We start from the raw sequence: 21,857 nt of genomic DNA, 5'->3' as shown, positions 1-21,857 counted from the left end.
TTGATAGCGTGGCGTTCATGACTGAGCACCTTGACGTCCTCATCGTGGGCGCCGGTATCTCCGGCGTGAGCGCGGCCTGGCACCTGCAGGAACGCTGCCCGACAAAGAGCTACGCAATCCTCGAACGCCGCGCCGACCTGGGCGGCACCTGGGACCTGTTCAAGTACCCGGGCATCCGGTCGGACTCGGACATGTTCACCCTGGGCTTCCGGTTCAAGCCCTGGCGTTCGGCGAAGTCGATCGCCGACGGGGCCTCGATCAAGGCCTACATCAAGGAGACCGCGATCGAGAACAAGATCGAACCGAAAATCCGGTACCGGCACCGGGTGGTGGCCGCCGACTGGTCGGACACCGACAACCGCTGGACCGTGACGGTCGAGAGCGACGGGCAGCAGAGCGAGATCACGTGTTCGTTCCTGTTCGCCTGCACCGGCTATTACAACTACGACGAGGGGTTCTCGCCGACCTTCCCGGGCTCCGACGACTTCGGCGGAACCATCGTCCACCCGCAGCACTGGCCCGAGGACCTTGACTACGCGGGCAAGCGGATCGTCGTCATCGGATCCGGCGCCACCGCGATCACCCTGATTCCGGCGCTGGTGAACTCGGGCGCGGGTCACGTGACGATGCTGCAGCGCTCGCCGACCTACATCGGCTCGTTGCCGGGAGTCGATCCCTTCGCCGAGAAGGCCAACCGCCTGCTGCCCGAGCGTCTGGCGCACATGGCCAATCGCTGGAAAGCCATCGCGTTCAGCACTTTCCAGTACCAGCTGTCCCGCAAGGCCCCGGGCTACATGCGCAAGACGTTGATGACGATGGCGCAGCGGCGCCTGCCCGAGGGCTACGACGTCGAAAAGCACTTCGGCCCGCGCTACAACGTCTGGGACGAGCGGTTGTGCCTGGCCCCCGACGGCGACTTCTTCCGGACCATCCGGCACGGCAAGGCCGACGTGGTCACCGACACCATCGACCGGTTCACCGAGACCGGCATCAAGCTCACCTCGGGTGAGGAACTGGCCGCCGACATCATCGTCACCGCAACGGGTTTGAACATGCAGCTGATCGGCGGCGTGAAGCCGACCCGCAACGGTGAGGACATCGACCTGACCTCGCTGATGACCTACAAGGGCCTGATGTTCTCCGGCGTGCCGAACTTCGCGATTACCTTCGGCTACACCAATGCTTCCTGGACGCTGAAGGCTGACCTGGTCTCCGAGTTCGTGTGCCGATTGCTGAACCACATGGACTCCAACGGTTTTGACTTCGTCGAGCCGCAGCATCCGGGCAACGACGTCGATGAGCTGCCTTTCATGGACTTCACCCCCGGCTACTTCCGGCGGTCGATGCACCTGCTGCCCAAGTCGGGATCGCGGGCGCCGTGGCGGCTCAAGCAGAACTACTTCGTCGACATGCGCACGATCCGGCGCGGCAAGGTCGACGACGAAGGGTTGAAGTTCGCGAAAAAGCCTGCCCCGGTGGCGGTTTAGCGGATCACTGGCCTGCGGCGGCGACGACGATCCCGTCGTCGTCGCTGTAGGCGATCTCGCCCGGCACGAACGTCACCCCGCCCAGGGTGACCTCGACGTCGCGCTCGCCGGCGCCCGTCTTGGTGCTCTTGCGGGGATTGGTGCCCAACGCCTTGATGCCGATGTCCATGCCGCGCAAGGTGGCCGAGTCGCGCACCGCACCGTTGACTATGAGCCCCGCCCAGCCGTTGGACCGGGCCAGCTCGGCGATGACGTCGCCGACCAGCGCGGTGTGCAGCGAGCCGTCGCCGTCGATGACCAGGACCCCACCGCCGCCCGGTTCCGAGAGCACCGATTTCAGCAGCGCGTTGTCCTGAAAGCACCGCACGGTGCTGATCGGCCCGGCGAATTCGGCCCGCCCGCCCAACTGGCGGAACTGGACGTCGCAGCTGCGTACGTCGGGACCGATGCTGTCTACGAGGTCGGCCGTCGGCCGGAAAGACACCGTCACGTCTGACACGTTAGACGCGTGCCGCTCAGCGGCGACGCAGCTGGCGGATGAGCAGGATGGCCAGCAGGCTGACGGCCAGGGCGACGATCAGCGGCACGGGGGATTGGCCCACCGCCGCGCCGGGGACCGCCGGAGAGACGGGGTTGTTGGCGGCCTCCACGGTGGACTTCGCCTGTGCAGCAGCATCTTTGGCGGCGGCGGTCAGGTCGCCGTTGCTTTCTGCCCGCTGCTGCAAGTCGAGCGGTTTCGCTGCCGGTTGCTCGGGTGGTTTCGGGGGCGCGGGTTCGGCGTTCTTTGCCGGCACCTTCTTGGCGGCTGCCTTCTTGGCCGGCGCCTTTTTGGCGGGCGCCTTTTTCGCAGGTGCCTTTTTGGCCGGCGCTTTTGCGGTCTTTTTCGCCGCCTTGGCGAGCGGCTTACTCTCCGGCGGGATGCCGGCGCCGTCGGGTGCGCTGTTGGTTGGGTCCTGCGGGTCTGCCATGCGGCCGCTCCTCGAGCTTCCTCTGTCGTCTTTCCCTAGCTCAGTGGGTTCAAAGTCCCATCATGCCAGGACGCGTTGCGGCGCCTCCGGCACCGGTCGCCGGCCCCCGCTCTCACCGCCTCCGCCGCGCCGCCCACCACCCGCCGCCGACCACGAGGGCCACCGCGACCGCCACGAACGGCCAGATCGGGAGCGCGCCGCCGCCGTCCGGGCCGGCCGCGGGGGGACCGGGCGTGCCGGTGCCGGGCACCGTCAGCCGAAACGACCATGCTCCGGACACCACGTGGCCGTCGGCGGACGTCACCCGGTAGTTCACCGTGTACGTCCCGGCCGGCCCGAGTGCACGCAGGGCGATGCCGACCACCGCGCCCTGCACCGTGGGCTCTCCGGCGGACCACACGTTGCCGTCGGGCCCCACCACCGTCATGGCCGCGAACGTGGTTTGCAACTGCTCGTTGAAGGTGGCGCTCACCCGCTGCGGCCCGGCCGCGAGCACCGCATCGGCCGCGGGATCGCAGGAGACGCGGGTGGCGTGCGCGCCCGCGACCGGCGCGGTGAGTGTGGCGATCACGAACATGACGCCGACGCACACGCCGAGCGCCAGGCGCCTCATGTCCGTCGGCGGATCAGTGCGATCGCGACGCCGGCAGCGGCGATCACCAGGGCCGCGCCGCCGAGCAGCCGGGCGGCGTTGTCGGCCGCATTCGATCGTGCGGCGGCGGGCGCGGACTCGGGTGACGCGTGGTGTTGGTGCGGGCCCGTGGGGCCGGTGGCGAGGGTGAGCATGGGCACCGGGTGCTCCGGCTCGCTCCCGTCGGGCAGCGGCGGCTGGTCCCATTTCACGACGGTTCCGTCGGCGTAGGTCTGCGCGGCCGGGAAGCTGACGGCATCGGTGTCGGGCAGCTTCACCGACAGCCGGAACAGCCCGAATTGATCTGGCCCGATCCCGCCGGTGAGGTTGGCCGTCCACGTCACCGAATGCACGGTGCCGGACGCGGCGTCCCTGTCGAGCTTGGCCGTCCAGCCCGGCAGGCTTTCAGTGCGCGCCGATGCGACGTTGGGAAGTGTGATGGTCAGCGCGGTGGTGAGCGCCCCGGTGTTCGATTCGTTGGGCACCTGGAACGTGACGATCGCCATGGCCCCGCGCACCGCGTTGTCGCTGCTGGCGTGCACGTGCGCCCAGGCGGCGGGGGTCTGGGCCGCCGATCCGAGATAGAGGGCGAGGGCTGCGGTGAATGCGATCAGGGTGCGCGAGATCCACCTGCTGGTGATTGCCATGCGGGGGCGCCGCCTTCCGTGCGGGTGATCAGCTCAGGCCGAGACGGGCCATCAGGTCGGCCTCGATCCCGTCGAGCTGCGACGAGATCGCGGCGTGGGCGGCGCGGCGCCGCGCGGCCGGCATGTTCTCCGCGGCGGTGATCGCCGCCGACAGATCGGTGAGCCGTTCGGCGATGGCGGCGACAAACTGCTTGGTCTCGGCGTCCTTGGGCTTCTTGTCCTGAACCGTCCGCAGCGACTTCTCCGCCCCGGCGATGCGGGCCGACAGCTGGGCGCCATGACCGGAGAACCGGCCGATCTGGGCCAGCGGAATGCCGAGCTGATCGGCCCGACGCTGATCGATCAGCGCGCGGGCGGCGACGGCGGCCCGGTAGATGAGCGGGGTGAGGATCGGCGCCAGCAGCCGAGACACCGTCAATACCCGGCGGATTCGTGTCGGTGAGAAGATCTTGCCCTCCCGCGCGGCTTTGAGTTCGGCCTCAGCGACTTTCAGTGCGTTGCGGTCGCTATCGCGTTGGGCCTTGATCTGCGCGCGTAGCGCCTTGTCCTCCGCCCGTTGGGCGGATTTGGCGCGGCGGACCTCGTTTTTCGCGGCCAGTTTGGCCTCGAGCTTCGCGCGGGCCTTGATTGCACGGGCTTCAGCGCGACGCGTCGCGCGGCTCTTTCGCTTGCGGAACAGGCCCATTCCCGGCCGCCTCCCGGTCATCTCGTGGACTATCGCTCTCGCGGTTGCGCGATCCGCTGAGCCAACCCTAATCGGATAGCGCGGGCGGCAGCCCTCCAGGGCAGGCCCGGCGGCCGGTGCCGGGCGCAGACGTCAGGCGTCTAAGTGCTCGGCCCTGCGCAACTCGTTGACCCGCTCCATGACCTCACGCTGCGCCTCGGGGGACAGCTCGGCCGTGCGGACCGCGATGCGGCGGACGTTGTCGTCGCGCGTCGTGGCCAGCCACGAAAGTTCCTTGTCGAGCTTCTCGTAGTACTCGTCGTCGGTGAAGTAGGCCGACTTGATCCGGAAGAAGTTGGCCAGGGCGGCCATGGTCGCCGTCGACGGATTGGTGCGATTGCCGGAACGCAGCTGGGAGAGGTAGGGAGCCGACATCGTTATGCCCTCCGCCTTGAGCGCCGCGATCACTTCCGCGGAGGTGTGCGGCCCGCGTCCGGGGGGATACACCGTGTCGAACAGGCGGTTCAGGCGAGCAGCGAACGTCGTGCTCATTGATATGACCTCCACTGGGCTGTAGAAGTGAACTATTACCTAGGTGTATTTGCTGATCATGGTAGCGAGGCTTGGTGACCGTAACCAGGTGCAAACCCCAGGGGATTCCCGACCGGCATAGCTGACGCCCGCCACCTCCCCACTTGACGAGCGTCTAACTGATTCGCTGGGGTGTCCACTAAATCAATGAAACTCACAGGTTATCCGCAGAATTGGACATCCGTTCCGAAGTGGCGGGCGGATAGCGTGCTGACGGGGACGATAATATGCCGGGCTGTGCTGGGAAATCGCACCGCAACGGGTCGGCGAGCCGGGCCGATGTAGCACACCCTTTGCTGCCGAGTGCGAAAGCGGGGCCGCTGACCGCCCCGCTGCCGGGCAGACGACTCCCGGACACCCGCTGTCGAGGCGTCGTTAACTTAGCCGGTTTGCGGTGGTCCGCCGCCGATTTGCCGTGACGGTTCTGCGGCGCCGCCGCGTCTGCGCGACCGCGATTGCGGCAACGGTCACCGCCACGGCGACCGTCGCGGCGACGGCGACCCAGCGCCAGCCCAGAGCGCTGTCGAACAGCATCCACAACCCGAACGTCAGGAACAGCAGACTGGCCGCGACGTGCAGCAGTTTTTCCGGAAGGCGCCTATGCAGCAGCCGTCCCGCGCCGATCGCCAAGCCGTCGGCCAGCACCATGCCCAGCGTCGAGCCGATCCACACACCGACCCAGTCGTGGTGGCTGGCCAACGTCACCGTCGCCAGGGCGGTCTTGTCGCTCATCTCGGCGAGCGCGAACGACGACACGACGGTGAGGAAGGCGAATCGCGGTTCGCGCGGCTGCGACACCGCCTCGTCGGTGGCCGCGCCCTCCCGCCAGGCCCACACCGCGAATGCGAGGAAGGCAAGGGCCGATGCGAAGGCCAGAGGCCGCGCCGGCAGGGCAGCCCCCAGGAAGTGACCGATTGTCACCGAAACCCCGTGCACCGTGAACGCGGCGAGCGCCACCCCGGTCAGCACCACCCACCACCGGTAGCGCAGCGCGTAGGTCATGGTGATCAGCTGGGATCTGTCGCCGAGTTCGGCGACGAACACCACTCCCAGGGTCGGTCAACAGGGTGGCGGCGAGCATGTCGGGTGACCTTTCGACGCGTCGTCGGCGACCGCGGAAGTCGTCGAACTCCGGTCGAAGGTCTCGCCCACCGGGTGAACCGATTCGCCGGCCGGGCTGTGCGCCAGTATGTCGACTCGACGATTGGGGGCTACTCCCCTTCGCTAACGATCCCAGGTTAATGGGACCATTCGGCGTCCGCCAGCAGGGCAGCGGAGTTCGGCCAGCCGTATTTCTGGCATCCGAGTCCCGAAGTGCCTTCGGGCATTTCGCTTATGCGGCCAGCAGCATTGCCAGTATCGCCGTGTCGGGGTGGCTGATCGGGTCGACGCCTACGCGGCTCACCATCGAGGTAATGGTGCCGTCGGCTTCGGCTTCCACCCACGCCGCCCGATGCTCGAGTCCGAGATAGGGCAATCCGGGCAGCAATACGCATCCCGATGCCGCCCCGTTGCATTCCGGCAGTGACGGCGTTGTTTCCGAGGGTGGGTGCAACATGAGTAATGCCGGCGGCTGGTGTTCTGCGAAATAACCCGGCTGAATGGCTGATTCACCGAAAACCGTGCCCTCGGCCAGCACCAGGCCGACCGTGCCCGGCTCGGGCTCGTCCGGCAACTCCTCGCGGGCTCCGAAGACCGTTGTGGTGGAGAGCAATCCGGGCAGGGACGCGATCCTGACCGCTACCATGAGCAGCTGGGCCCATTCTTTGGTCGAATCGGGCCAGCGCCCGGAGATCACGAACCCTTTCAACGCACCACGAGAATGGAACGGGGAAACCCCGATGGGCCGATCCGCCCCTGCTTCCATTTCGACCTCCGCGCGACGCCTCCGCCTGGAATAACCACACTGGTAAGTCCGAATAACTAAGCATGCCTGCGGTTTAGGCGCCGTGCAACACGACACGGTCGGTGGCGCAAACGTTGTCACGTGATCGATCAAAGGGTCAGACAAACGACGGGGGCGCCGCGCAACCGCGCGACGCCCCTGCCGATCGAAATGAAAGTCAGCCGAAAATCAGCCCCTGGGCTTTCGACGTCGCGGCGGCGTACCGCTTCTGCACGTCCGCCCAGTTGACGACGTTCCAGAACGCCTTGACATAATCCGCCTTCACGTTCTTGTACTGCAGGTAGAAGGCGTGCTCCCACATGTCGACCTGCAGCAAGGGGATGATGCCGAGCGGAACGTTGGCCTGCTGGTCGTAGAGCTGGAAGGTCAGCAACCGGCTGCCGAGGGTGTCGTAGCCCAAGACCGCCCAGCCCGATCCCTGCAGGCCGTTGGCGGCCGCGCTGAACTGCGCGCGGAATCGGTCGAAGGATCCGAATGCGTCGTCGATCGCCGCGGCCAGTTCGCCGGTCGGCTTGTCGCCGCCGTCCGGCGACAGGTTCTTCCACCAGATCGAGTGGTTGACGTGGCCGCCCAGGTGGAAGGCGAGGTTCTTTTCGTTCAGGAAGATCGCAGCGTGGTCCTCGTTGGCGCGGGCCTCTTCGAGCTTGGACAGAGCGTCGTTCACGCCTTTGACGTACGTGGCGTGGTGCTTACTGTGGTGGATCTCGTTGATCTGCCCCGAGATGTGCGGTTCCAACGCTGCATAGTCCCAGTCCAAGTCGGGCAGGGTGTATTCAGCCACGGCATTCCTTTCTTCGATTATCGTCTTGACGCTCAGTCGCGCGGGGCCGCCTCACGGCGGCCAGCCGTTATCAACCCTGCTCCATGACCGCGCGCTCCGCAAGAACGACCCTTGTGAGCCGGAACGCGAATGCCCGCCCAGCGGCCTTTCAAGACAAGACGATGACCGCGAGTACCGCGAGCAACGCCAGGGCGATGAGCCCTGCGCGCAGCGCGGCGATGCTGTAGCTGTGATTCCACGCCGGCGAGCCGCAATACGACTTCGACGGGGCCGGTGAACCCGGACCGAACGAATGCGTGGCCATCAATCGCCTTTCACCCCCCGGTCACCTCGCGTCAGTGAGGTGAGTCACAAACACTTTTCGCGAACGCGATCATAGCGCTTTGTGACGAGCTTGAGAAATAATGCGCTGAGCTGCGGGTTGGCAATGGCGGCGACGGCTTGAAACCTGATGCGGCTCGTCGGTGCGCGCACGGTCGAAGCGTGCTTGCGCAAGACAATCGATTTCGCTCAACGCTGGTTTCGGGCTGTCGATGGGATGCCTGTAATCCCGGGGTGTTATCCACAGTGACACCACGGTCAGCCGCCAGAGGCTGTAGTGATGCGTTCTATACCCACTGGGTGTATGTGGATAAACCTGTGGAAACTGTGGATAGTCGTTGGCGCTTGAGTCGGTTGCCGACCCCCTCGCACGATCGCCGATCGCGGCCCCTGACCGGTGTCCCTCGGCCCGCGCCGGGACGGCGTTAGTCTGGTCCGGTGATCCAGGTGTGCTCCCAGTGCGGCACGCGCTGGAACGTGCGTGACCGACAACGAGAATGGTGTCCGCGCTGCCGCGGAGCCCTGATGGCGCCCGCGCCGGACGCGCCGCCGGCTGACCCGCGCTGGGGTGCGACCGGCGCCCGGACGCAGGCTCGCCCCTCGGCGACGCCGGGGTGGCAGCGCACGCCGCCGCGACTGCCCCCTGGCTACCGCTGGATAGCGGTGCGGCCCGGCGCCGCGCCGCCGCCGCGACGCGGCCGCCGTCCCCTCGGACCCACACCTCGCTACACCGTCATACCGCGCTGGGGCTTGGCCGACCGCGTCGCGCAGGCGCCCGCGGCCGCGGAAGCACCAGCGCAGCCTGGACCGCCGGCGCAGATCGTCCGCACCACGTCCTTCGTCAGCGTGCTGGTGCTCAGCATCGCCGCCCTGGTCTACGTGGTGCGGTATGTGCTGCTGGTGATCAACCGGAACACCTTGCTGAACACATGGGTGGCCATCGGGGCCGACTGGCTCGGCGTGCTGGCGAGCGTGGGCGCGGGTGCCGCGGTGATCGCCTCCGGCGTGCAGCTGATCCGCTGGATGATGGCGCGCCGCGCCGCCGTGTTCGCCCATCATGGTCTGCCCGAGCAGCGCTCCGCGCGGGCACTGTGGGCCGGCTGCGTGGTGCCGCTGGCCAACCTGCTGTGGGCCCCGGTGTACGTGATCGAGCTGGCGCTGCTCGAAGAGCACTACGCCCGGTTGCGTGGCGCAATCCTGCAGTGGTGGGGTGCGTGGGTGTGCAGCTACGCCGTGTCCATCGCGGCCATCGTGACCAGCTTCGCCACCGACGCCCAGGGCATCGCCAACAACACCGTCCTGATGGTCTTCGCGTATCTGTTCGCGGCCGCCACGCTGGCCGCCGCCACCCGGGTCTTCGAGGGATTCCACCGCAAACCCGTCGCCCGGCCCGCGCACCGCTGGGTCGCGGTTCCCGACGGCGGCCCCGCGGCCCCGGCGTCGGCCGCCCCGGTTGAGTTGAAGGGGCAGGAACCGGCAGCATAGGGGTATGACGTGGGCCGACGAGGTGCTCGCCGGGCATCCTTATGTCGTCGCCCACCGCGGCGCGTCAGCCGCGCGGCCCGAGCACACGCTGGCCGCCTATGACCTTGCGCTGAAAGAAGGCGCCGACGGCGTGGAATGCGATGTCCGCCTGACTCGCGACGGGCATCTGGTGTGCGTGCACGACCGCCGGCTGGACCGGACCTCGACCGGGGCCGGCCTGGTCAGCACGATGACGCTCGCCGAATTGCGGGAGCTCGAGTACGGGGCGTGGCACGACAGCTGGCGAGAAGACGGCGCCCACGGCGACACCAGTTTGTTGACGCTGGACGCGCTGGTGTCGCTGGTGCTGGATTGGCGTCGGCCGGTGAAGCTGTTCATCGAAACCAAGCATCCGGTCCGGTACGGCTCGCTGGTGGAAACCAAGCTGCTCGCGGCGCTGCATAGGTTCGGGATTGCCGCGCCCGCCTCGGCGGACCGCTCCCGCGCGGTGGTGATGTCGTTCTCGGCGTCCGCCGTCTGGCGGATCCGGCGGGCCGCGCCGCTGCTGCCCACGGTGCTGCTCGGCAAGACCGCGCGCTACCTGACCAGCGGCGCGCCGACGGCGATCGGCGCCACCGCCGTCGGACCCTCGCTGACGACGCTGAAGGAATATCCCCAACTGGCCGACCGCGCCATCGCCCAGGGCAGGGCGGTCTACTGCTGGAACGTCGACGACTACGAAGACATCGATTTCTGTCGGGATGTCGGGGTGGCCTGGCTTGCCACGCACCATCCGGGCCGTACCAAGGCGTGGCTGGACAACCGCGCGCGCCAGGGCGGGGGTTAGGGCGTCCCCTATTACTCCTCGTCCGATGTGGCCGGGGGTAGGGGCGCGTCGGACGCCAACGACTCGAACAACCGCGCGGCCTCATCGTGATTCCACACCACCACCGACCCGGCGTCACCGCTGGTGAACTGGCCGATCGGGACGGTCATTGCGGTCGTCGACCCGTGTAGTGCCCAGCCGAGCCGGGCCAGATCCCAGGCGTGGTCACCCCGGTCGACGGTCAGGGCGTCGGCGGCCGCGCGCGGCACCGAAAACCAGCGCCACGGATTGAGCCAGACCGCGGGACTGCCGGCTCGATGCAGCAGCGCCGCCACGAACTGCCGTTGATTGACCATCCGGTCCAGATCCGCCCGCGGGGTGTCGCGGGACCTGACGTAGCCGAGCGCGTTGCGGCCGTTGAGGGTCTGGCAGCCCGCTGGCAGCTCGATGCCGGCCAACGGGTCGCTGAAAGCCGTCTTCGGGCACACGGTCACCCCGCCGAGGGCGTCCACCAGCGCGGCGAACCCGCCGAACCCGATCTCGGCGTAATGGTCGAGGCGCAGCCCGGTGGCCTGCTCCACCGTCTGGACCAGCAGTTGCGCGCCGCCCATCGCGAATGCGGCGTTGATTTTGTCCTTGCCGTGACCCGGGATCGGCACATAGGAATCGCGCGGTATCGACACCATGGTCGTCGGCACTCCGGCCCCGACACCCGGCACGTGAACCAGCAGGATCGTGTCGGTACGGCCGTTACCGATGTCGCCGCCGGTCGCCAGATCCTGCTGCTGCTCGGCGCTGAGCGCCTGCCGGCTGTCCGACCCGACGATCAGCCAGTTGGTGCCCCGGCCGGCTGCGGGGCGGTCGGCGTAGTCGGCGAGTACCTGCTCGCGATGTAGTTTGTTGTCGAACCAGACCGCCCCTGCGACGATGCCCGCGCCGATCAGCAGGAGGCCCACCAGCAGGACCGACACCACCGTGCGGAACCAGTGGAGCCCGCGCCGCCTCCGGGCCGCGCGCGGTGCCTGCGGTCGGGGCGGCGTTACCCGGGGCGGCGTTACCCGGGGCGCAGCGGCGGCGCGCGGCGGCGTTGATTGGTACATCGGCTGGGTCTCCGCGGTCGGCGATGGCGGCGGACCGGCCGGGGGGCGGCGGATCACCTGCGGTGGCTCGGGGCGCGCCTGCCCGGGGCGCGGCTGTGCGGGCGGGCTCCCCCCGGGAGGCCACCGGCGTTGCGGTGAGCGGTCGCCGTTCACCTGGTTAACGTACGTGCCCGGCGCCCCGAGGCGCCGGTAAGGCGCGATCCCCGCTATGCGGGCTGCATCGTCGCAGGGCTAGCCGAATTGCCCTACTCCTCCTCACCCCGCTATGCGGGCTGCATCGTCGCAGGGCTAGCCGCGTGCGCGAAGTCCGTTGATGAACGGGCATCCCATCAGCACCCGGATGGCCTGGCTCAGACCGGTCATGTCGTCGACCGGTTTATGGAACGGCAACCGGACGTCGTGATCGCGGTCATCGCCCTCGACGCGGAACCGGACGCCGTAGCGGTCGAGGCCCAGCGGTCGCACGTGGCCGCGCCGCAGGGGCGCGGGAAGCCTGGACACCAGCCGCGCCAGGACATCGCTGTGGGCGGTGTCCAGGTGCCACAGCAGGCTCGACTCGAGCGCACAGAACGGATCGGGCCGGGCGTCCAGCAGATCGCCCACGCTGACCGGCTCCGCGCCGGTGGCGTCGGTGACGACCACCGAGGCGATCTCGAGCCGCAACAACGTGAAGCGCGGTTCCTCGCCGTCGGTCGGCGCACAGCGCGGGGTGTCGACGCTCAGCAGCGCCGGATTCGGGCATTCGGCGGCGATCAGGTCGAGCGTGTCGAGGATCTCGCTCGGGTGCACCTCCTGGAGGTGTCCGCGCACCCAGACCAGCGAACGGACCGGTTCGCGCAGCGGAAGCGGCGCGTAGTCGGTCAGCTCCAGCAGCGCCTGGCACCCGGAGATGGGGCGTGCGAGCTCGCGTGCCCGTTCGACGGGGACCGCCAGCGCGACGGATCCGTCGTCCATCAGGTGATGCACGGGGGTGGGGACGGGGTCGTCATGCTCGATGGCCAGCAGCGCGCCGCTGGCGCGGACACAGGCACTGCGAATCCGCTCGGCGGTGGTCGGGGCGGGGCAGCTCAACGGTAACACCATTCTCATCCTTTGATTAGGTAAGCCTAAGTTAACTCACTCGTGGTGGCGTCGCAAGGGTTTTCTGGCCTGCACGCCGCTAGGGTTGGGACGTGGCCCGCATCGCTTACCTCGGTCCGGAGGGGACATTCACCGAGGCGGCGCTGCGACAGATCACCGCCGCCGGCCTGGTGCCCGGGCAGGGTCCGGGTGGAGTCGAACCCTCGCCGGTCGACAGCACTTCCGCGGCGCTGGACGCCGTGCGCGATGGCGCCGCCGACTACGCCTGCGTCCCTATCGAGAATTCGATCGACGGTTCGGTGACGCCCACCCTGGACAGCCTGGCCATCGGATCACCCCTGCAGGTGTTCGCCGAAACCACGCTGGACGTCGCGTTCAGCATCGTCGTCAAACCCGGCCGCAGCGCGGCGGACGTGCGGACGCTGGCGGCCTTCGGTGTGGCGGCGGCCCAGGTGCGGCAGTGGGTGGCCGCCAATCTGGCCGACGCCAAGCTGCGGCCCGCGTACTCCAACGCCGACGCCGCCCAGCAGGTGGCCGAGGGACACGCCGACGCCGCGGTGACCTCGCCGCTGGCCGCCACTCGCTGGGGGCTGGACACCCTGGCCGAGGGTGTCGTCGACGAATCCAACGCCCGCACCCGTTTCCTTCTGGTCGGCCGGCCGGGGCCACCGCCGGCCCGCACCGGAGCCGACCGCACCTCGGTGGTGCTGCGCATCGACAACGCGCCCGGGGCGCTGCTGGCCGCGCTCGCCGAATTCGGGGTCCGTGGCATCGACCTGACCCGCATCGAATCCCGGCCGACCCGAACCGGACTCGGCACCTACCGGTTTTTCGCCGACTGTGTGGGCCACATCGACGACGATGCCGTCGCCGAGGCACTCAGAGCGCTGCACCGTCGTTGTGGTGATGTGCGATACCTGGGGTCCTGGCCCACCGGCTCACCCGCCGGGGCGTTACCGCCGTCGGCAGACGAGGGCGCGCGCTGGCTGGCGCAGCTGCGCGACGGCAGGCCCGGCGAGGGGGGGTCGCCGGGGTGAGCGGTCGATTGATCCTGGTGCGACACGGCCAGTCATTCGGAAACGTCGAGCGTCGGCTCGACACGCGCCCGCCTGGGGCGGAGCTGACCCCGTTGGGCCGGGACCAGGCCCGCGCGTTCGCCCAGGGGTCGGGGCGGCCGGCGATGCTCGCGCACTCGGTCGCCACCCGCGCCCTGCAGACCGCCGCCGTGATCGGGGGTCAGGTCGAGGTGCCGCCCATCGAGGTGGCCGGCGTCCACGAGGTTCAGGTAGGGCGGCTGGAAAACCGCAACGACGACGACGCGGTCGCCGAGTTCAACGCGATCTACGAGCGTTGGCACCGCGGCGAACTCGATGTCGCGCTTCCCGGTGGCGAAACCGGCAACGACGTGCTGGACCGGTACGTCCCGGTGCTCACCGACCTGCGCTTGCGCTATCTCGACGACCACGACTTCCACGGCGACATCGTTCTCGTCAGTCACGGCGCCGCGATCCGGCTGGCCGCCGCGGTGCTGGCCGGCGTGGAAGCCGAGTTCGCGCTGGACAACCACCTGGACAATGCCCAATCGGTGGCGTTGACCCCGATCACCGACGGGCGGTGGAGCTGCGTGCGCTGGGGAACCTTGACGCCGCCGTTCTACCCGCAGGAAGAGGCGACCCCAGTCGCGGACGCGGTGCGGTCAAGCGCCGATCCGATGGGCTGACCTGTCGGTCAGACGGCCAGCGCGATCACCTCGGTGCATGCGCAGCCGACGGTGTCGCAGTCGATGACGAAGGCGTGCGGCAACAACTCAGGAGTGAAGCAGTCCGGCTCCGTGCATTCCGAACGGTGCAGCGCGTGGCGAATGATGGTGCCGTGACAGTGATCTAAGCCTGCCCGGCAGTCGCGGCAGTCAATGCTCATAGTTGAGTTCATAGCACCCGGCGCGGACAAATCCGGGATGCCGCGCCCGGAATCCGGCGGGCGTGCGAGGTCGTCAGGCCCAGCCCAGCTCGTGCAGCCGGTCGTCGTCGATGCCGAAGTGGTGAGCGATCTCATGGATCACGGTGACGGCCACCTCCTCGACGACCTCGTCGTCGGATTCGCACACGTCCAGCAGCGCGTCGCGGTAGATGGTGATGGCATCCGGCAACGAGCCGAAGTAGTCGGAGTCGCGTTCGGTCAGAGCCACCCCCTCGTACAGCCCGAGAAGTTCGGCGTCCTCGGGATGGCGGCCCTCGACCAGCACGACGACGTTGTCCATGGCGGCCGCCAGCTCGGGCGGGATCAGGTCGAGGGCGTCGGAGACCAGTTGGTCGAAGCGCTGCGGATCCATCCGCACGGACACCCGCTAGCCTCCCGGCGGGGGCTCGGCGGGCGGTGCCTCAGGGGCGGGGTTCGCCGGTGGCGGTGGCGGGGGCGGAGGAGCAGGCGCCTCGGGCGCCGGATTGGCCGGCGGTGCACCGTTATCCGCCGGCGGCGGCGCCTGTTGGGCGGGTGCTTGCTGCGGCGCCTGCTGGGGTTGCTGAGCGGGCTGCTGCCCGGGCAGGTGCTGGTTGTTCGGCGGGATCTCCGGGGCCGAGCCGGAGCCGGCACCCGAGCCCGACTGGCTCGACGGCGCCTGCGCCGGGACCTGCAGGGGAATCGGCGGCATGGTGAGCCGCTCTTCGGGAATGTCGGGCGGCGCCACCGGCGGTTGGCCGTTGATCAGCAGCTGACCCTTGGCGCTGTTCAGCAGGGTGGCCCAGCCGCCGTTGCCCAGCGTCGCGCCGATGCTGCAGGCCACCTCACGGCTACCCGCCGTCCAACTGGCCAGCGGCACCGTCGGGTAGATCAGCGTCAAGGTGGTGGTGCGCAGCTTGACCGGCGCCAGGTACGCGTCGGTCATCTTGGTGCAGGAGTCCTTGATGAAGCCGTCCTGGTCGGGTTCGGCGGGCAGGGCGCCGGGGAACTTCTCGGCCAGGTTGACCGTGCCGGTGACCTCCATCGCGTGCGGCGCCGCGCAGTAGACCGGCGCATCGGTCGGCTGGTTGGTCGCCGGGTCGATACCCAGGCACGTGCCCGCCGGCCACACCTTGGACTGGTCGACGTCGGCGACCTTGCCCTTGAACGGCTGCTGCTGGTTGTTCATACCGGGCAGTTGCAGGCCGCACAGCATGCGACGGTCGCCGCTTTGGCGCCAGGCGCGGTCGCCGGGCCACAGCAGGCTGACGGTGAACTTGCTGTTCGGATCGAACTTGGGGCCGAGGTAGGTGCGCACGGCGGCCTCGCACTGCTCTTGGGTGATTTGCTGGATGCGCGCGGGCGTCGGGGGCGCGGCGTTGGGCCCGTACTCCGAGCCAGGGAAGGTTCGCATGTCAATGGATTCGGCGACCTCGAACTTGTGGTCGTCGCCGCAGTTGACGATCTTGGCCGATTCCGGGGTGGTGTCCGGCCACATCAGGCACTCGCCGGGCGAGGCCCGGTTGAAGGCGGCGTCGCTCTTGGTGCCGGTGCTGCGCACCGGGCTGCTGTCGAGGAACCGCCCCGACCCGGTACCACCGATCGGGATCGCGGTGACCAGCCCGGCGATCAACAGGCCGCCCAGTGCGGTCAGCAGTAGCGCGCGCCGGGTCGCCCGGGCCTGCAGGCTGCGCGGCCAGCCGAAGGCGGACGGCTGCTGACCGGACGACTCATCGGTCGAGGCGACGGACGACTCGACGGCCCGGCGTTCCCGGGCTTCCGAACGTTCCTTCTCGGGCGCTTGCGACATCCGCTCCATTCTGACAGCAGCACCTGAGACGCGTGACAAAAGTTACTGATGTGAGTCCTGCGGTGAGCCGGGGTGGATGCTCCGCCAGCCGGCCGGAAGCGGTGAAAGTAGTCTCAGGGCCGTGATCGACCTGAAGCAGCTCCGGGATGACCCCGACGTCGTGCGCCGCTCCCAACTCGCTCGTGGCGAGGACCCGACGCTGGTAGATGCCCTGCTGACCGCCGACGCCGCCCGCCGGGCCGCGATTACGTCGGCCGACTCTCTGCGCGCCGAGCAGAAGGCCGCCAGCAAGAGCGTCGGCGCCGCGTCCCCCGACGGGCGCCCGGCGTTGTTGGCGCGCGCCAAGGAGTTGGCCGCGCAGGTGAAGGCCGCCGAGACTGCCCAGGCCGACGCGGAGACGGCGTTCACCGCGGCGCACATGGCGATCTCCAACGTCGTCATCGACGGTGTGCCCGCCGGTGGGGAGGACGACTTCGCCGTGCTGGACGTGGTCGGCGAGCCGGCGGCGATCGACAACCCGAAGGACCACCTGGAGCTCGGGGAATCGCTCGGGCTCATCGACATGCAGCGCGGGGCCAAGGTGTCCGGGTCGCGGTTCTACTTCCTGACCGGCAAGGGTGCGCTGCTCCAGCTGGGCCTGTTGCAGCTGGCGTTGCGCCTGGCCGTCGAGAACGGTTTCATCCCGATGATCCCGCCGGTGTTGGTGCGCCCGGAGGTGATGGCCGGCACCGGATTCCTGGGCGCCCACGCCGACGAGGTCTACCGTGTGGAGGCCGACGATCTGTACCTGGTGGGCACCTCGGAGGTGCCGCTGGCCGGCTACCACTCCGACGAAATCCTGGACCTGTCCGGCGGGCCGCTGCGATACGCGGGATGGTCGTCGTGCTTCCGCCGCGAGGCCGGCAGCTACGGCAAGGACACCCGCGGCATCATCCGGGTGCATCAGTTCGACAAGGTCGAGGGCTTCGTCTACTGCACGCCCGCCGACGCCGAGGCCGAACACCAGCGGCTGCTGGGCTGGCAGCGTGAGATGCTGGCCCGCATCGAGGTGCCGTACCGGGTGATCGATGTCGCGGCGGGCGATCTTGGCTCGTCGGCCGCGCGCAAGTTCGATTGTGAGGCTTGGGTTCCCACGCAGGGCGCCTATCGCGAGCTCACGTCGACGTCGAACTGCACCACGTTCCAGGCCCGCCGGCTGGCCACCCGGTATCGCGACGAGGCGGGCAAACCGCAGACCGCCGCGACGCTGAACGGCACGCTGGGCACCACGCGGTGGCTGGTGGCGATCCTGGAGAACCACCAGCAGCCCGACGGCAGCGTGCGGGTGCCCGAGGCGCTGGTGCCGTTCGTCGGCGCCGAAGTGCTGGAGCCCCCCACCACCATTGGCTAGCGGGTCTTGCCGGCCAGCTGGCCGGGGGTGTGCCCGAACGCTCGCCGGTAGCTGTCGATGAAGGCACTCGCTGTGGCCCAACCACATTCGGCCGCCACCGACGTGACATCGCGCCGCTCGGCGAGCAGCACCAGGGCGTGTTGCAGCCGAAGCTGGGTGCGCCATTGCGGGAACGTCATGGCCAACTCGTCGCTGAACAGGCGGCTCAGCGTGCGCTGGCCGACGCCGATCCGGTCGCCGATCTGCTGCAGCGTCAACGACTCTCGCAGGTTGTCGGCGATCAACGCGCAAGCTTGACGCAGCCGGCTGTCGACGGGGGTGGGAATCCACAGCGGCTCCGCGACGCTGGTCGCCTGCAACTGATCGTGCAGCACGGCCAGCATCCGGTGATGCTCGTCGGTGTCGGTGCCATCGGTTTGCGAACACACGATGATCAGCTCGCGCATGAATGGATTGACCGCCAACACGGCGGGCGCCGCGGGGCCGCGGCGATATCGGTCGGGGTCCAGCGCAACGCCGTGAAACTGCGTGGTGCCGTGGAACTTGTGTTCGTGCCAGCAACCCGCCGGTATCCAGATGGCACGATTCGCCGGCGTGATCCAGGTTCCCGCCGGGGTGGTCACCGAGACCGCGCCCGACGACGGATAGACGATCTGGTGCAGGGGATGTCGGTGCCGTTCGATCTGCGCTCCCGACGGCAACGTCTGCGACGATGTCGCCGGGCCGTGGTGGCTGAATTCCGACATATCTAGGCAGGATATCGGAAGCCCGCAGGCCGGGTGGTCGAATAGCGTTCGGGGTGACCTACAGAAAGGCGGGATCCCGATGGCGATGAATCTCCTGCACCGCCGCCGGTGCAGCTCAGCGGGCTGGGAGAAGGCGGTGGCCGATCAGCTGTTGCCCTGGGCGCTGCGGGAGGTCGAATTGGGCACGCGCACTCTGGAAATCGGCCCCGGATACGGGGCGACGCTGCGGGCCCTGCTTGACCGCACCGCGTCGCTCACCGCAGTCGAAGTGGATGCCGTGATGGCCGATCGCCTGCAGCGCCTATATGGTGACCGGGCGCGCATCATCCACGGCGACGGCGGCGAAACCGGTTTGCCCGCAGACCATTTCACCTCGGTGGTGTGCTTCACGATGCTGCACCACGTTCCCCGCCCGGAGTTGCAGGACCGCCTGTTCGCCGAGGCGTTCCGGGTACTGCAACCCGGAGGGGCCTTCGCCGGCAGCGACGGCGTCCCGTCGCTGGCGTTCCGGCTGATTCACCTCGCGGACACCTACAACCCGATCGCACCGAGCGACCTCCCCGGGCGGCTCCGAGCCGCGGGATTCACCGACGTCCACACCGACGTCAAGGGCGGCCGGCAGAAGTGGCGGGCCACCAAGCCCGTCGGCTAGGCGTTGACCGTCGCGCGGTCGCGTTCGTGCCGGCGCTGGCGTTCCATGGTCGCGAAGTAGAACGCGAACGCGAATGCGAAGCTGGTGAACAAGCTGGACACGAAGTACAGCCATGGGTGGCGCAGACCGCGGCGGTAGCCGTCCACGATCGTAAAGATCGGCAGCAAAACAACATTGGCGATCGTGTAGTCCTGGCTGGCCGAGCTGGCGGCCGGGTTGGTGAACATCAGCTTGATGTATTCGAGCCAGCTGCCGTGTTCACCCCAGAGCGGGTTGGTGGATCCGTGCGCGTACTCCTGCACGTAGGTGACGTTGAAATACCAGCCGAGGGCGACCGACGCGATGCCGACGACGTAGTACACGACTTCCATTGGCGAAAAGAGCGGGCCGTTGGCCGGCCGGGCGAAAACTCCTCTGTTGGCCATCACGATCCAGCTGATGACCGCCAGGCCGAGTACCGCGTGAGTGAGTAGCGAGACCATGGGGCAGTCTCACCCCCGCCGCAAAGTTTTGTCAATATTGACACAAGAAGCGCACTGGCAACTCCACCGGCTTGGTACCTTCTTCCCATGGTCAGGCCCGCGCAGACGGCGCGCAGCGAGCGCACTCGCGAAGCGTTGCGGCAGGCCGCGCTGGTGCGATTCCTGGCCCAGGGGGTGGAAGACACGTCGGCCGAGCAGATCGCCGCCGACGCCGGGGTGTCGCTGCGGACGTTCTATCGCCACTTCAGCTCTAAGCACGATCTGCTGTTCGCCGACTACACCGGGCTGCACTGGTTTCGCTCCGCCCTGGACGCCAGGCCGGCCGAAGAGCCCATCATCGACTCGGTGCAGGCGGCCATCTTCTCGTTCCCTTATGACGTCGACGCCGTCACCAAGATCGCCGCCCTGCGGCAAGACGAGCTGGACCCCGGCCGCATCGTCCGCCACATCCGGGAGGTCCAGGCCGACTTCGCCGACGCCATTGGCGCGCAGCTGCAACGGCGCAGTCGCGGGGCCAACGGAGCCGCGGATCCGACGGCGGACCAACGGGTGCGGACCGCCGTCACCGCCAGATGCATTGCTGCCGCGGTGTTCGGCGCGATGGAGGTCTGGATGGAGAGCGACGAGCGGTCGCTGGGCGAACTCGCGCGGCTGTGTCACGCGGCGCTGGAGTCGCTTCGGGCGGGGATCACCGACTCCTGGGTCACGGCGACCGCCCGTGAAGTTTCGTCATAATTGACAAAACTTTGGCGTCGTGCGAGCCTCCATTCCGGAGGGCAGGACATGACTGATTACGACGCGATAGTTATCGGCGCGGGCCACAACGGGCTGACCGCGGCCGTGCTGCTGCAGAAGGCCGGTCTGCGGACGGTGTGCCTGGATCCCAAGCTCTACGCGGGCGGCATGGCTTCCACCGTCGAGCTTTTCGACGGGTACCAGTTCGAGATCGCCGGCTCGGTGCAATTCCCGACGTCCCAGGTGGTGGTCGACGAGCTGGGCCTGGACACCCTGCCGACGATCGACCTGGACGTGATGTCGGTGGCGGTGCGCGGCGTCGGCGACGATCCGCTGGTGCAGTACAGCGACCCCATCAAGCTGTTCACCCATCTCAACGAGGTGCACGGCGCGGACGCCGTCAACGGCATGGCGGGGCTGATGGCCTGGAGTCAGGGGCCCACGCGGGCGCTGGGCCGGTTCGAAGCCGGCACGCCACCCAAGAGCATCGATGAGATGTATGCCTGTGCGACAAACGAATTCGAACGCTCGGCGATCGACGACATGCTGTTCGGCTCGGTCACCGACGTGTTGGACCGCTACCTGCCGGACCGCGAGAAGTTCGGCGCGATCCGCGGCTCGATGACCGTGCTGGCCGTCAACACGCTCTACCGGGGGCCGTCCACGCCCGGTAGCGCCGCTGCGCTCGCCTTCGGCCTCGGCGTGCCCGACGGCGACACCATGCAGATGAAGAAGTTGCGCGGTGGCATCGGCGCGCTCACCTCGCACCTGTGCGACGTGCTGCAAAACCACGGCGGCGAACTTCGGTTGCGCACCAAGGTGACCGAGATCCTGGTCGCCGAAGGACGGGTGACCGGGGTGCGCACCGAGGCGGGCGAGACGTTGAGCGCCCCGATCGTGGTCTCGGGCATCGCCCCGGACGTCACGCTCAACGAGATGATCGAACACGGCGCGCTGCCCGCCGACATCCGGGAACGCTATGCGCGCATCGACCACCGCGGCAGCTACCTGCAGATGCACTTCGCTCTCGAGGAGGCGCCCGTTTTCACCGCGCCCTACGAGGCCCTCAACGAGCCGGCCATGCAGGCCTCGATCGGCCTGTTCTGCACGCCGGAGGAAGTCCAGCAGCAATGGGAGGACGCGCGGCGCGGAATCGTTCCGGCCGACCCGACGGTCGTGTTGCAGATCCCGTCGCAGAACGACCCGGACCTGGCCCCGGAGGGAAAGCACGCCGCATCGGCGTTCGCGCTGTTCTTCCCGATCGAGGGCGAGATGGATTACGGGCAGGCCAAGGTCGAGATGGGCCAGCGGGTGATCGACAAGATCACCCGGCTCGCCCCGAATTTCGAACGCAGCATCATCCGGCACACCACGTTCACGCCCAAGCACATGAGCGTGATGTTCGGTGCCCCGGGCGGCGACTACTGCCACGGGCTGTTGAACGCCAACCAGATCGGGCCCAACCGGCCCGGCCCGCGCGGGTTCCTCGGCCAGCCGATCCCGATCGAGGGCCTGTATCTGGGCAGCGCGGGCTGCCACGGCGGCCCGGGGATCACCTTCATCCCCGGCTACAACGCGGCGCGCCAAGCGCTCGCCGACCGCGAGGCGGGGTAGGGGTGGCCAACGGCCGGCGCGGCG

The 21,857-nt window shown here is 68.4% G+C and carries 25 protein-coding genes and 1 pseudogene; 9 read left to right on the top strand and 17 right to left on the bottom strand.

Translation table 11 applies throughout. From position 1 onward, the window contains the following. The first annotated feature begins 17 nt into the window (after positions 1 to 17). Complete coding sequence (locus ACZYVJ_RS14095) at positions 18 to 1,487, top strand: flavin-containing monooxygenase (RefSeq protein WP_463831563.1); 1,470 nt, start codon at positions 18 to 20, stop codon at positions 1,485 to 1,487. A gap of 4 nt (positions 1,488 to 1,491) precedes the next feature. On the opposite strand, the gene rraA is transcribed toward ACZYVJ_RS14095, so the two are convergent. From rraA to ACZYVJ_RS14045, 10 genes are all read right to left on the bottom strand, one after another. After that, positions 1,492 to 1,977, bottom strand: a complete 486-nt coding sequence (rraA, locus tag ACZYVJ_RS14090; RefSeq protein WP_463831562.1) for a ribonuclease E activity regulator RraA — start codon at positions 1,975 to 1,977, stop codon at positions 1,492 to 1,494. A 25-nt stretch (positions 1,978 to 2,002) separates the two neighbouring features. Beyond that, positions 2,003 to 2,455, bottom strand: a complete 453-nt coding sequence (locus ACZYVJ_RS14085) for an Rv3852 family protein (RefSeq protein ID WP_463831561.1) — start codon at positions 2,453 to 2,455, stop codon at positions 2,003 to 2,005. A gap of 112 nt (positions 2,456 to 2,567) precedes the next feature. Beyond that, positions 2,568 to 3,068: a copper resistance CopC family protein gene (locus tag ACZYVJ_RS14080; RefSeq protein WP_463831560.1), complete on the bottom strand. Its 501-nt coding sequence runs from the start codon at positions 3,066 to 3,068 to the stop codon at positions 2,568 to 2,570. Continuing rightward, positions 3,065 to 3,733: a YcnI family copper-binding membrane protein gene (locus ACZYVJ_RS14075; protein WP_463831559.1), complete on the bottom strand. Its 669-nt coding sequence runs from the start codon at positions 3,731 to 3,733 to the stop codon at positions 3,065 to 3,067. The genes ACZYVJ_RS14080 and ACZYVJ_RS14075 overlap by 4 nt, the downstream gene beginning before the upstream one ends. Before the next feature lie 28 nt (positions 3,734 to 3,761). Next, positions 3,762 to 4,418 carry a DUF6474 family protein gene (locus tag ACZYVJ_RS14070; RefSeq protein WP_463831558.1) on the bottom strand — a complete coding sequence of 219 codons (657 nt, stop codon included), beginning with the start codon at positions 4,416 to 4,418 and terminating at the stop codon, positions 3,762 to 3,764. Between the two features lie 132 nt (positions 4,419 to 4,550). Beyond that, positions 4,551 to 4,949 (bottom strand): hypothetical protein, encoded by a 399-nt coding sequence (locus ACZYVJ_RS14065; RefSeq protein WP_007771864.1) that lies wholly within the window; start codon positions 4,947 to 4,949, stop codon positions 4,551 to 4,553. A 414-nt stretch (positions 4,950 to 5,363) separates the two neighbouring features. Beyond that, on the bottom strand, positions 5,364 to 6,035 hold the full coding sequence (locus tag ACZYVJ_RS14060) for a TMEM165/GDT1 family protein (RefSeq protein ID WP_463831556.1): 672 nt from the start codon (positions 6,033 to 6,035) through the stop codon (positions 5,364 to 5,366). Between the two features lie 286 nt (positions 6,036 to 6,321). Further along, positions 6,322 to 6,855, bottom strand: a complete 534-nt coding sequence (locus ACZYVJ_RS14055; protein WP_463831555.1) for a peptidase — start codon at positions 6,853 to 6,855, stop codon at positions 6,322 to 6,324. A 196-nt stretch (positions 6,856 to 7,051) separates the two neighbouring features. Then, the gene (locus tag ACZYVJ_RS14050; protein WP_463831553.1) at positions 7,052 to 7,675 is read right to left on the bottom strand and encodes a superoxide dismutase; all 624 of its coding nucleotides are present in this window, start codon (positions 7,673 to 7,675) and stop codon (positions 7,052 to 7,054) included. 148 nt (positions 7,676 to 7,823) lie between these two features. Next, on the bottom strand, positions 7,824 to 7,979 hold the full coding sequence (locus ACZYVJ_RS14045; protein ID WP_196772057.1) for a hypothetical protein: 156 nt from the start codon (positions 7,977 to 7,979) through the stop codon (positions 7,824 to 7,826). Between the two features lie 455 nt (positions 7,980 to 8,434). On the opposite strand from ACZYVJ_RS14045, the gene ACZYVJ_RS14040 reads away from it, so the two are divergent. After that, a complete protein-coding gene (locus tag ACZYVJ_RS14040) occupies positions 8,435 to 9,481 on the top strand; it encodes a DUF4328 domain-containing protein (RefSeq protein WP_463831552.1) in 1,047 nt (348 codons plus the stop codon). A 4-nt stretch (positions 9,482 to 9,485) separates the two neighbouring features. Beyond that, positions 9,486 to 10,307, top strand: a complete 822-nt coding sequence (locus tag ACZYVJ_RS14035) for a glycerophosphodiester phosphodiesterase (protein ID WP_463831551.1) — start codon at positions 9,486 to 9,488, stop codon at positions 10,305 to 10,307. A gap of 11 nt (positions 10,308 to 10,318) precedes the next feature. On the opposite strand, the gene ACZYVJ_RS14030 is transcribed toward ACZYVJ_RS14035, so the two are convergent. Then, positions 10,319 to 11,539 (bottom strand): LCP family protein, encoded by a 1,221-nt coding sequence (locus ACZYVJ_RS14030; protein WP_463831550.1) that lies wholly within the window; start codon positions 11,537 to 11,539, stop codon positions 10,319 to 10,321. Between the two features lie 135 nt (positions 11,540 to 11,674). After that, positions 11,675 to 12,469 carry a DUF2470 domain-containing protein gene (locus ACZYVJ_RS14025; RefSeq protein ID WP_463831548.1) on the bottom strand — a complete coding sequence of 265 codons (795 nt, stop codon included), beginning with the start codon at positions 12,467 to 12,469 and terminating at the stop codon, positions 11,675 to 11,677. Positions 12,470 to 12,558: 89 nt separating this feature from the next. Between ACZYVJ_RS14025 and pheA the strand changes: the two genes are divergently transcribed. Beyond that, a complete protein-coding gene (gene pheA / locus ACZYVJ_RS14020) occupies positions 12,559 to 13,503 on the top strand; it encodes a prephenate dehydratase (protein WP_463831547.1) in 945 nt (314 codons plus the stop codon). Then, positions 13,500 to 14,186 (top strand): histidine phosphatase family protein, encoded by a 687-nt coding sequence (locus ACZYVJ_RS14015; RefSeq protein WP_463831546.1) that lies wholly within the window; start codon positions 13,500 to 13,502, stop codon positions 14,184 to 14,186. Before pheA ends, ACZYVJ_RS14015 begins: the two co-directional genes overlap by 4 nt. A gap of 8 nt (positions 14,187 to 14,194) precedes the next feature. On the opposite strand, the gene ACZYVJ_RS14010 is transcribed toward ACZYVJ_RS14015, so the two are convergent. The 3 genes and pseudogenes from ACZYVJ_RS14010 to ACZYVJ_RS14000 form a co-directional block, all read right to left on the bottom strand. Continuing rightward, positions 14,195 to 14,386: a hypothetical protein gene (locus ACZYVJ_RS14010; RefSeq protein WP_463832990.1), complete on the bottom strand. Its 192-nt coding sequence runs from the start codon at positions 14,384 to 14,386 to the stop codon at positions 14,195 to 14,197. A gap of 6 nt (positions 14,387 to 14,392) precedes the next feature. Continuing rightward, positions 14,393 to 14,810, bottom strand: a pseudogene (locus ACZYVJ_RS14005) (metallopeptidase family protein); the annotation flags it as partial. Positions 14,811 to 14,813: 3 nt separating this feature from the next. Further along, complete coding sequence (locus ACZYVJ_RS14000) at positions 14,814 to 16,223, bottom strand: septum formation family protein (RefSeq protein ID WP_463831545.1); 1,410 nt, start codon at positions 16,221 to 16,223, stop codon at positions 14,814 to 14,816. A gap of 112 nt (positions 16,224 to 16,335) precedes the next feature. On the opposite strand from ACZYVJ_RS14000, the gene serS reads away from it, so the two are divergent. After that, the gene (gene serS / locus ACZYVJ_RS13995) at positions 16,336 to 17,604 is read left to right on the top strand and encodes a serine--tRNA ligase (protein ID WP_463831544.1); all 1,269 of its coding nucleotides are present in this window, start codon (positions 16,336 to 16,338) and stop codon (positions 17,602 to 17,604) included. Here serS and ACZYVJ_RS13990 read toward each other — a convergent pair. Next, positions 17,601 to 18,350: an AraC family ligand binding domain-containing protein gene (locus tag ACZYVJ_RS13990; protein WP_463831543.1), complete on the bottom strand. Its 750-nt coding sequence runs from the start codon at positions 18,348 to 18,350 to the stop codon at positions 17,601 to 17,603. The genes serS and ACZYVJ_RS13990 overlap by 4 nt on opposite strands. A 79-nt stretch (positions 18,351 to 18,429) precedes the next feature. Between ACZYVJ_RS13990 and ACZYVJ_RS13985 the strand changes: the two genes are divergently transcribed. Beyond that, entirely contained in the window at positions 18,430 to 19,002 is a 573-nt protein-coding gene (locus ACZYVJ_RS13985) for a class I SAM-dependent methyltransferase (protein WP_463831542.1), read from the top strand. On the opposite strand, the gene ACZYVJ_RS13980 is transcribed toward ACZYVJ_RS13985, so the two are convergent. Continuing rightward, a complete protein-coding gene (locus ACZYVJ_RS13980; RefSeq protein ID WP_463831541.1) occupies positions 18,999 to 19,484 on the bottom strand; it encodes a DUF2834 domain-containing protein in 486 nt (161 codons plus the stop codon). The genes ACZYVJ_RS13985 and ACZYVJ_RS13980 overlap by 4 nt on opposite strands. Before the next feature lie 87 nt (positions 19,485 to 19,571). On the opposite strand from ACZYVJ_RS13980, the gene ACZYVJ_RS13975 reads away from it, so the two are divergent. Beyond that, positions 19,572 to 20,219, top strand: coding sequence for a TetR/AcrR family transcriptional regulator (locus ACZYVJ_RS13975; RefSeq protein ID WP_463831540.1), 648 nt, complete (start codon positions 19,572 to 19,574; stop codon positions 20,217 to 20,219). Positions 20,220 to 20,267: 48 nt separating this feature from the next. After that, positions 20,268 to 21,833 carry a phytoene desaturase family protein gene (locus tag ACZYVJ_RS13970; protein WP_463831539.1) on the top strand — a complete coding sequence of 522 codons (1,566 nt, stop codon included), beginning with the start codon at positions 20,268 to 20,270 and terminating at the stop codon, positions 21,831 to 21,833. The last annotated feature ends 24 nt before the right edge of the window (positions 21,834 to 21,857 follow it).

Source organism: Mycobacterium sp. IDUB_3 (assembly GCF_055419585.1).
This window is presented reverse-complemented; position numbering and strand designations above follow the sequence as displayed.

What these genes read in the sequence shown, in the direction of transcription:
- ACZYVJ_RS14095 (WP_463831563.1), top strand. Translation starts at nt 18, where the DNA reads ATGACTGAGCACCTTGACGTCCTCATCGTGGGCGCCGGTATCTCCGGC.
- ACZYVJ_RS14085 (WP_463831561.1), bottom strand. Translation starts at nt 2,455, where the DNA reads ATGGCAGACCCGCAGGACCCAACCAACAGCGCACCCGACGGCGCCGGC.
- ACZYVJ_RS14080 (WP_463831560.1), bottom strand. Translation starts at nt 3,068, where the DNA reads ATGAGGCGCCTGGCGCTCGGCGTGTGCGTCGGCGTCATGTTCGTGATC.
- ACZYVJ_RS14075 (WP_463831559.1), bottom strand. Translation starts at nt 3,733, where the DNA reads ATGGCAATCACCAGCAGGTGGATCTCGCGCACCCTGATCGCATTCACC.
- ACZYVJ_RS14070 (WP_463831558.1), bottom strand. Translation starts at nt 4,418, where the DNA reads ATGGGCCTGTTCCGCAAGCGAAAGAGCCGCGCGACGCGTCGCGCTGAA.
- ACZYVJ_RS14065 (WP_007771864.1), bottom strand. Translation starts at nt 4,949, where the DNA reads ATGAGCACGACGTTCGCTGCTCGCCTGAACCGCCTGTTCGACACGGTG.
- ACZYVJ_RS14055 (WP_463831555.1), bottom strand. Translation starts at nt 6,855, where the DNA reads ATGGAAGCAGGGGCGGATCGGCCCATCGGGGTTTCCCCGTTCCATTCT.
- ACZYVJ_RS14045 (WP_196772057.1), bottom strand. Translation starts at nt 7,979, where the DNA reads ATGGCCACGCATTCGTTCGGTCCGGGTTCACCGGCCCCGTCGAAGTCG.
- ACZYVJ_RS14035 (WP_463831551.1), top strand. Translation starts at nt 9,486, where the DNA reads ATGACGTGGGCCGACGAGGTGCTCGCCGGGCATCCTTATGTCGTCGCC.
- ACZYVJ_RS14025 (WP_463831548.1), bottom strand. Translation starts at nt 12,469, where the DNA reads ATGGTGTTACCGTTGAGCTGCCCCGCCCCGACCACCGCCGAGCGGATT.
- ACZYVJ_RS14010 (WP_463832990.1), bottom strand. Translation starts at nt 14,386, where the DNA reads ATGAGCATTGACTGCCGCGACTGCCGGGCAGGCTTAGATCACTGTCAC.
- ACZYVJ_RS14000 (WP_463831545.1), bottom strand. Translation starts at nt 16,223, where the DNA reads ATGGAGCGGATGTCGCAAGCGCCCGAGAAGGAACGTTCGGAAGCCCGG.
- ACZYVJ_RS13990 (WP_463831543.1), bottom strand. Translation starts at nt 18,350, where the DNA reads ATGTCGGAATTCAGCCACCACGGCCCGGCGACATCGTCGCAGACGTTG.
- ACZYVJ_RS13985 (WP_463831542.1), top strand. Translation starts at nt 18,430, where the DNA reads ATGGCGATGAATCTCCTGCACCGCCGCCGGTGCAGCTCAGCGGGCTGG.
- ACZYVJ_RS13980 (WP_463831541.1), bottom strand. Translation starts at nt 19,484, where the DNA reads ATGGTCTCGCTACTCACTCACGCGGTACTCGGCCTGGCGGTCATCAGC.
- ACZYVJ_RS13975 (WP_463831540.1), top strand. Translation starts at nt 19,572, where the DNA reads ATGGTCAGGCCCGCGCAGACGGCGCGCAGCGAGCGCACTCGCGAAGCG.
- ACZYVJ_RS13970 (WP_463831539.1), top strand. Translation starts at nt 20,268, where the DNA reads ATGACTGATTACGACGCGATAGTTATCGGCGCGGGCCACAACGGGCTG.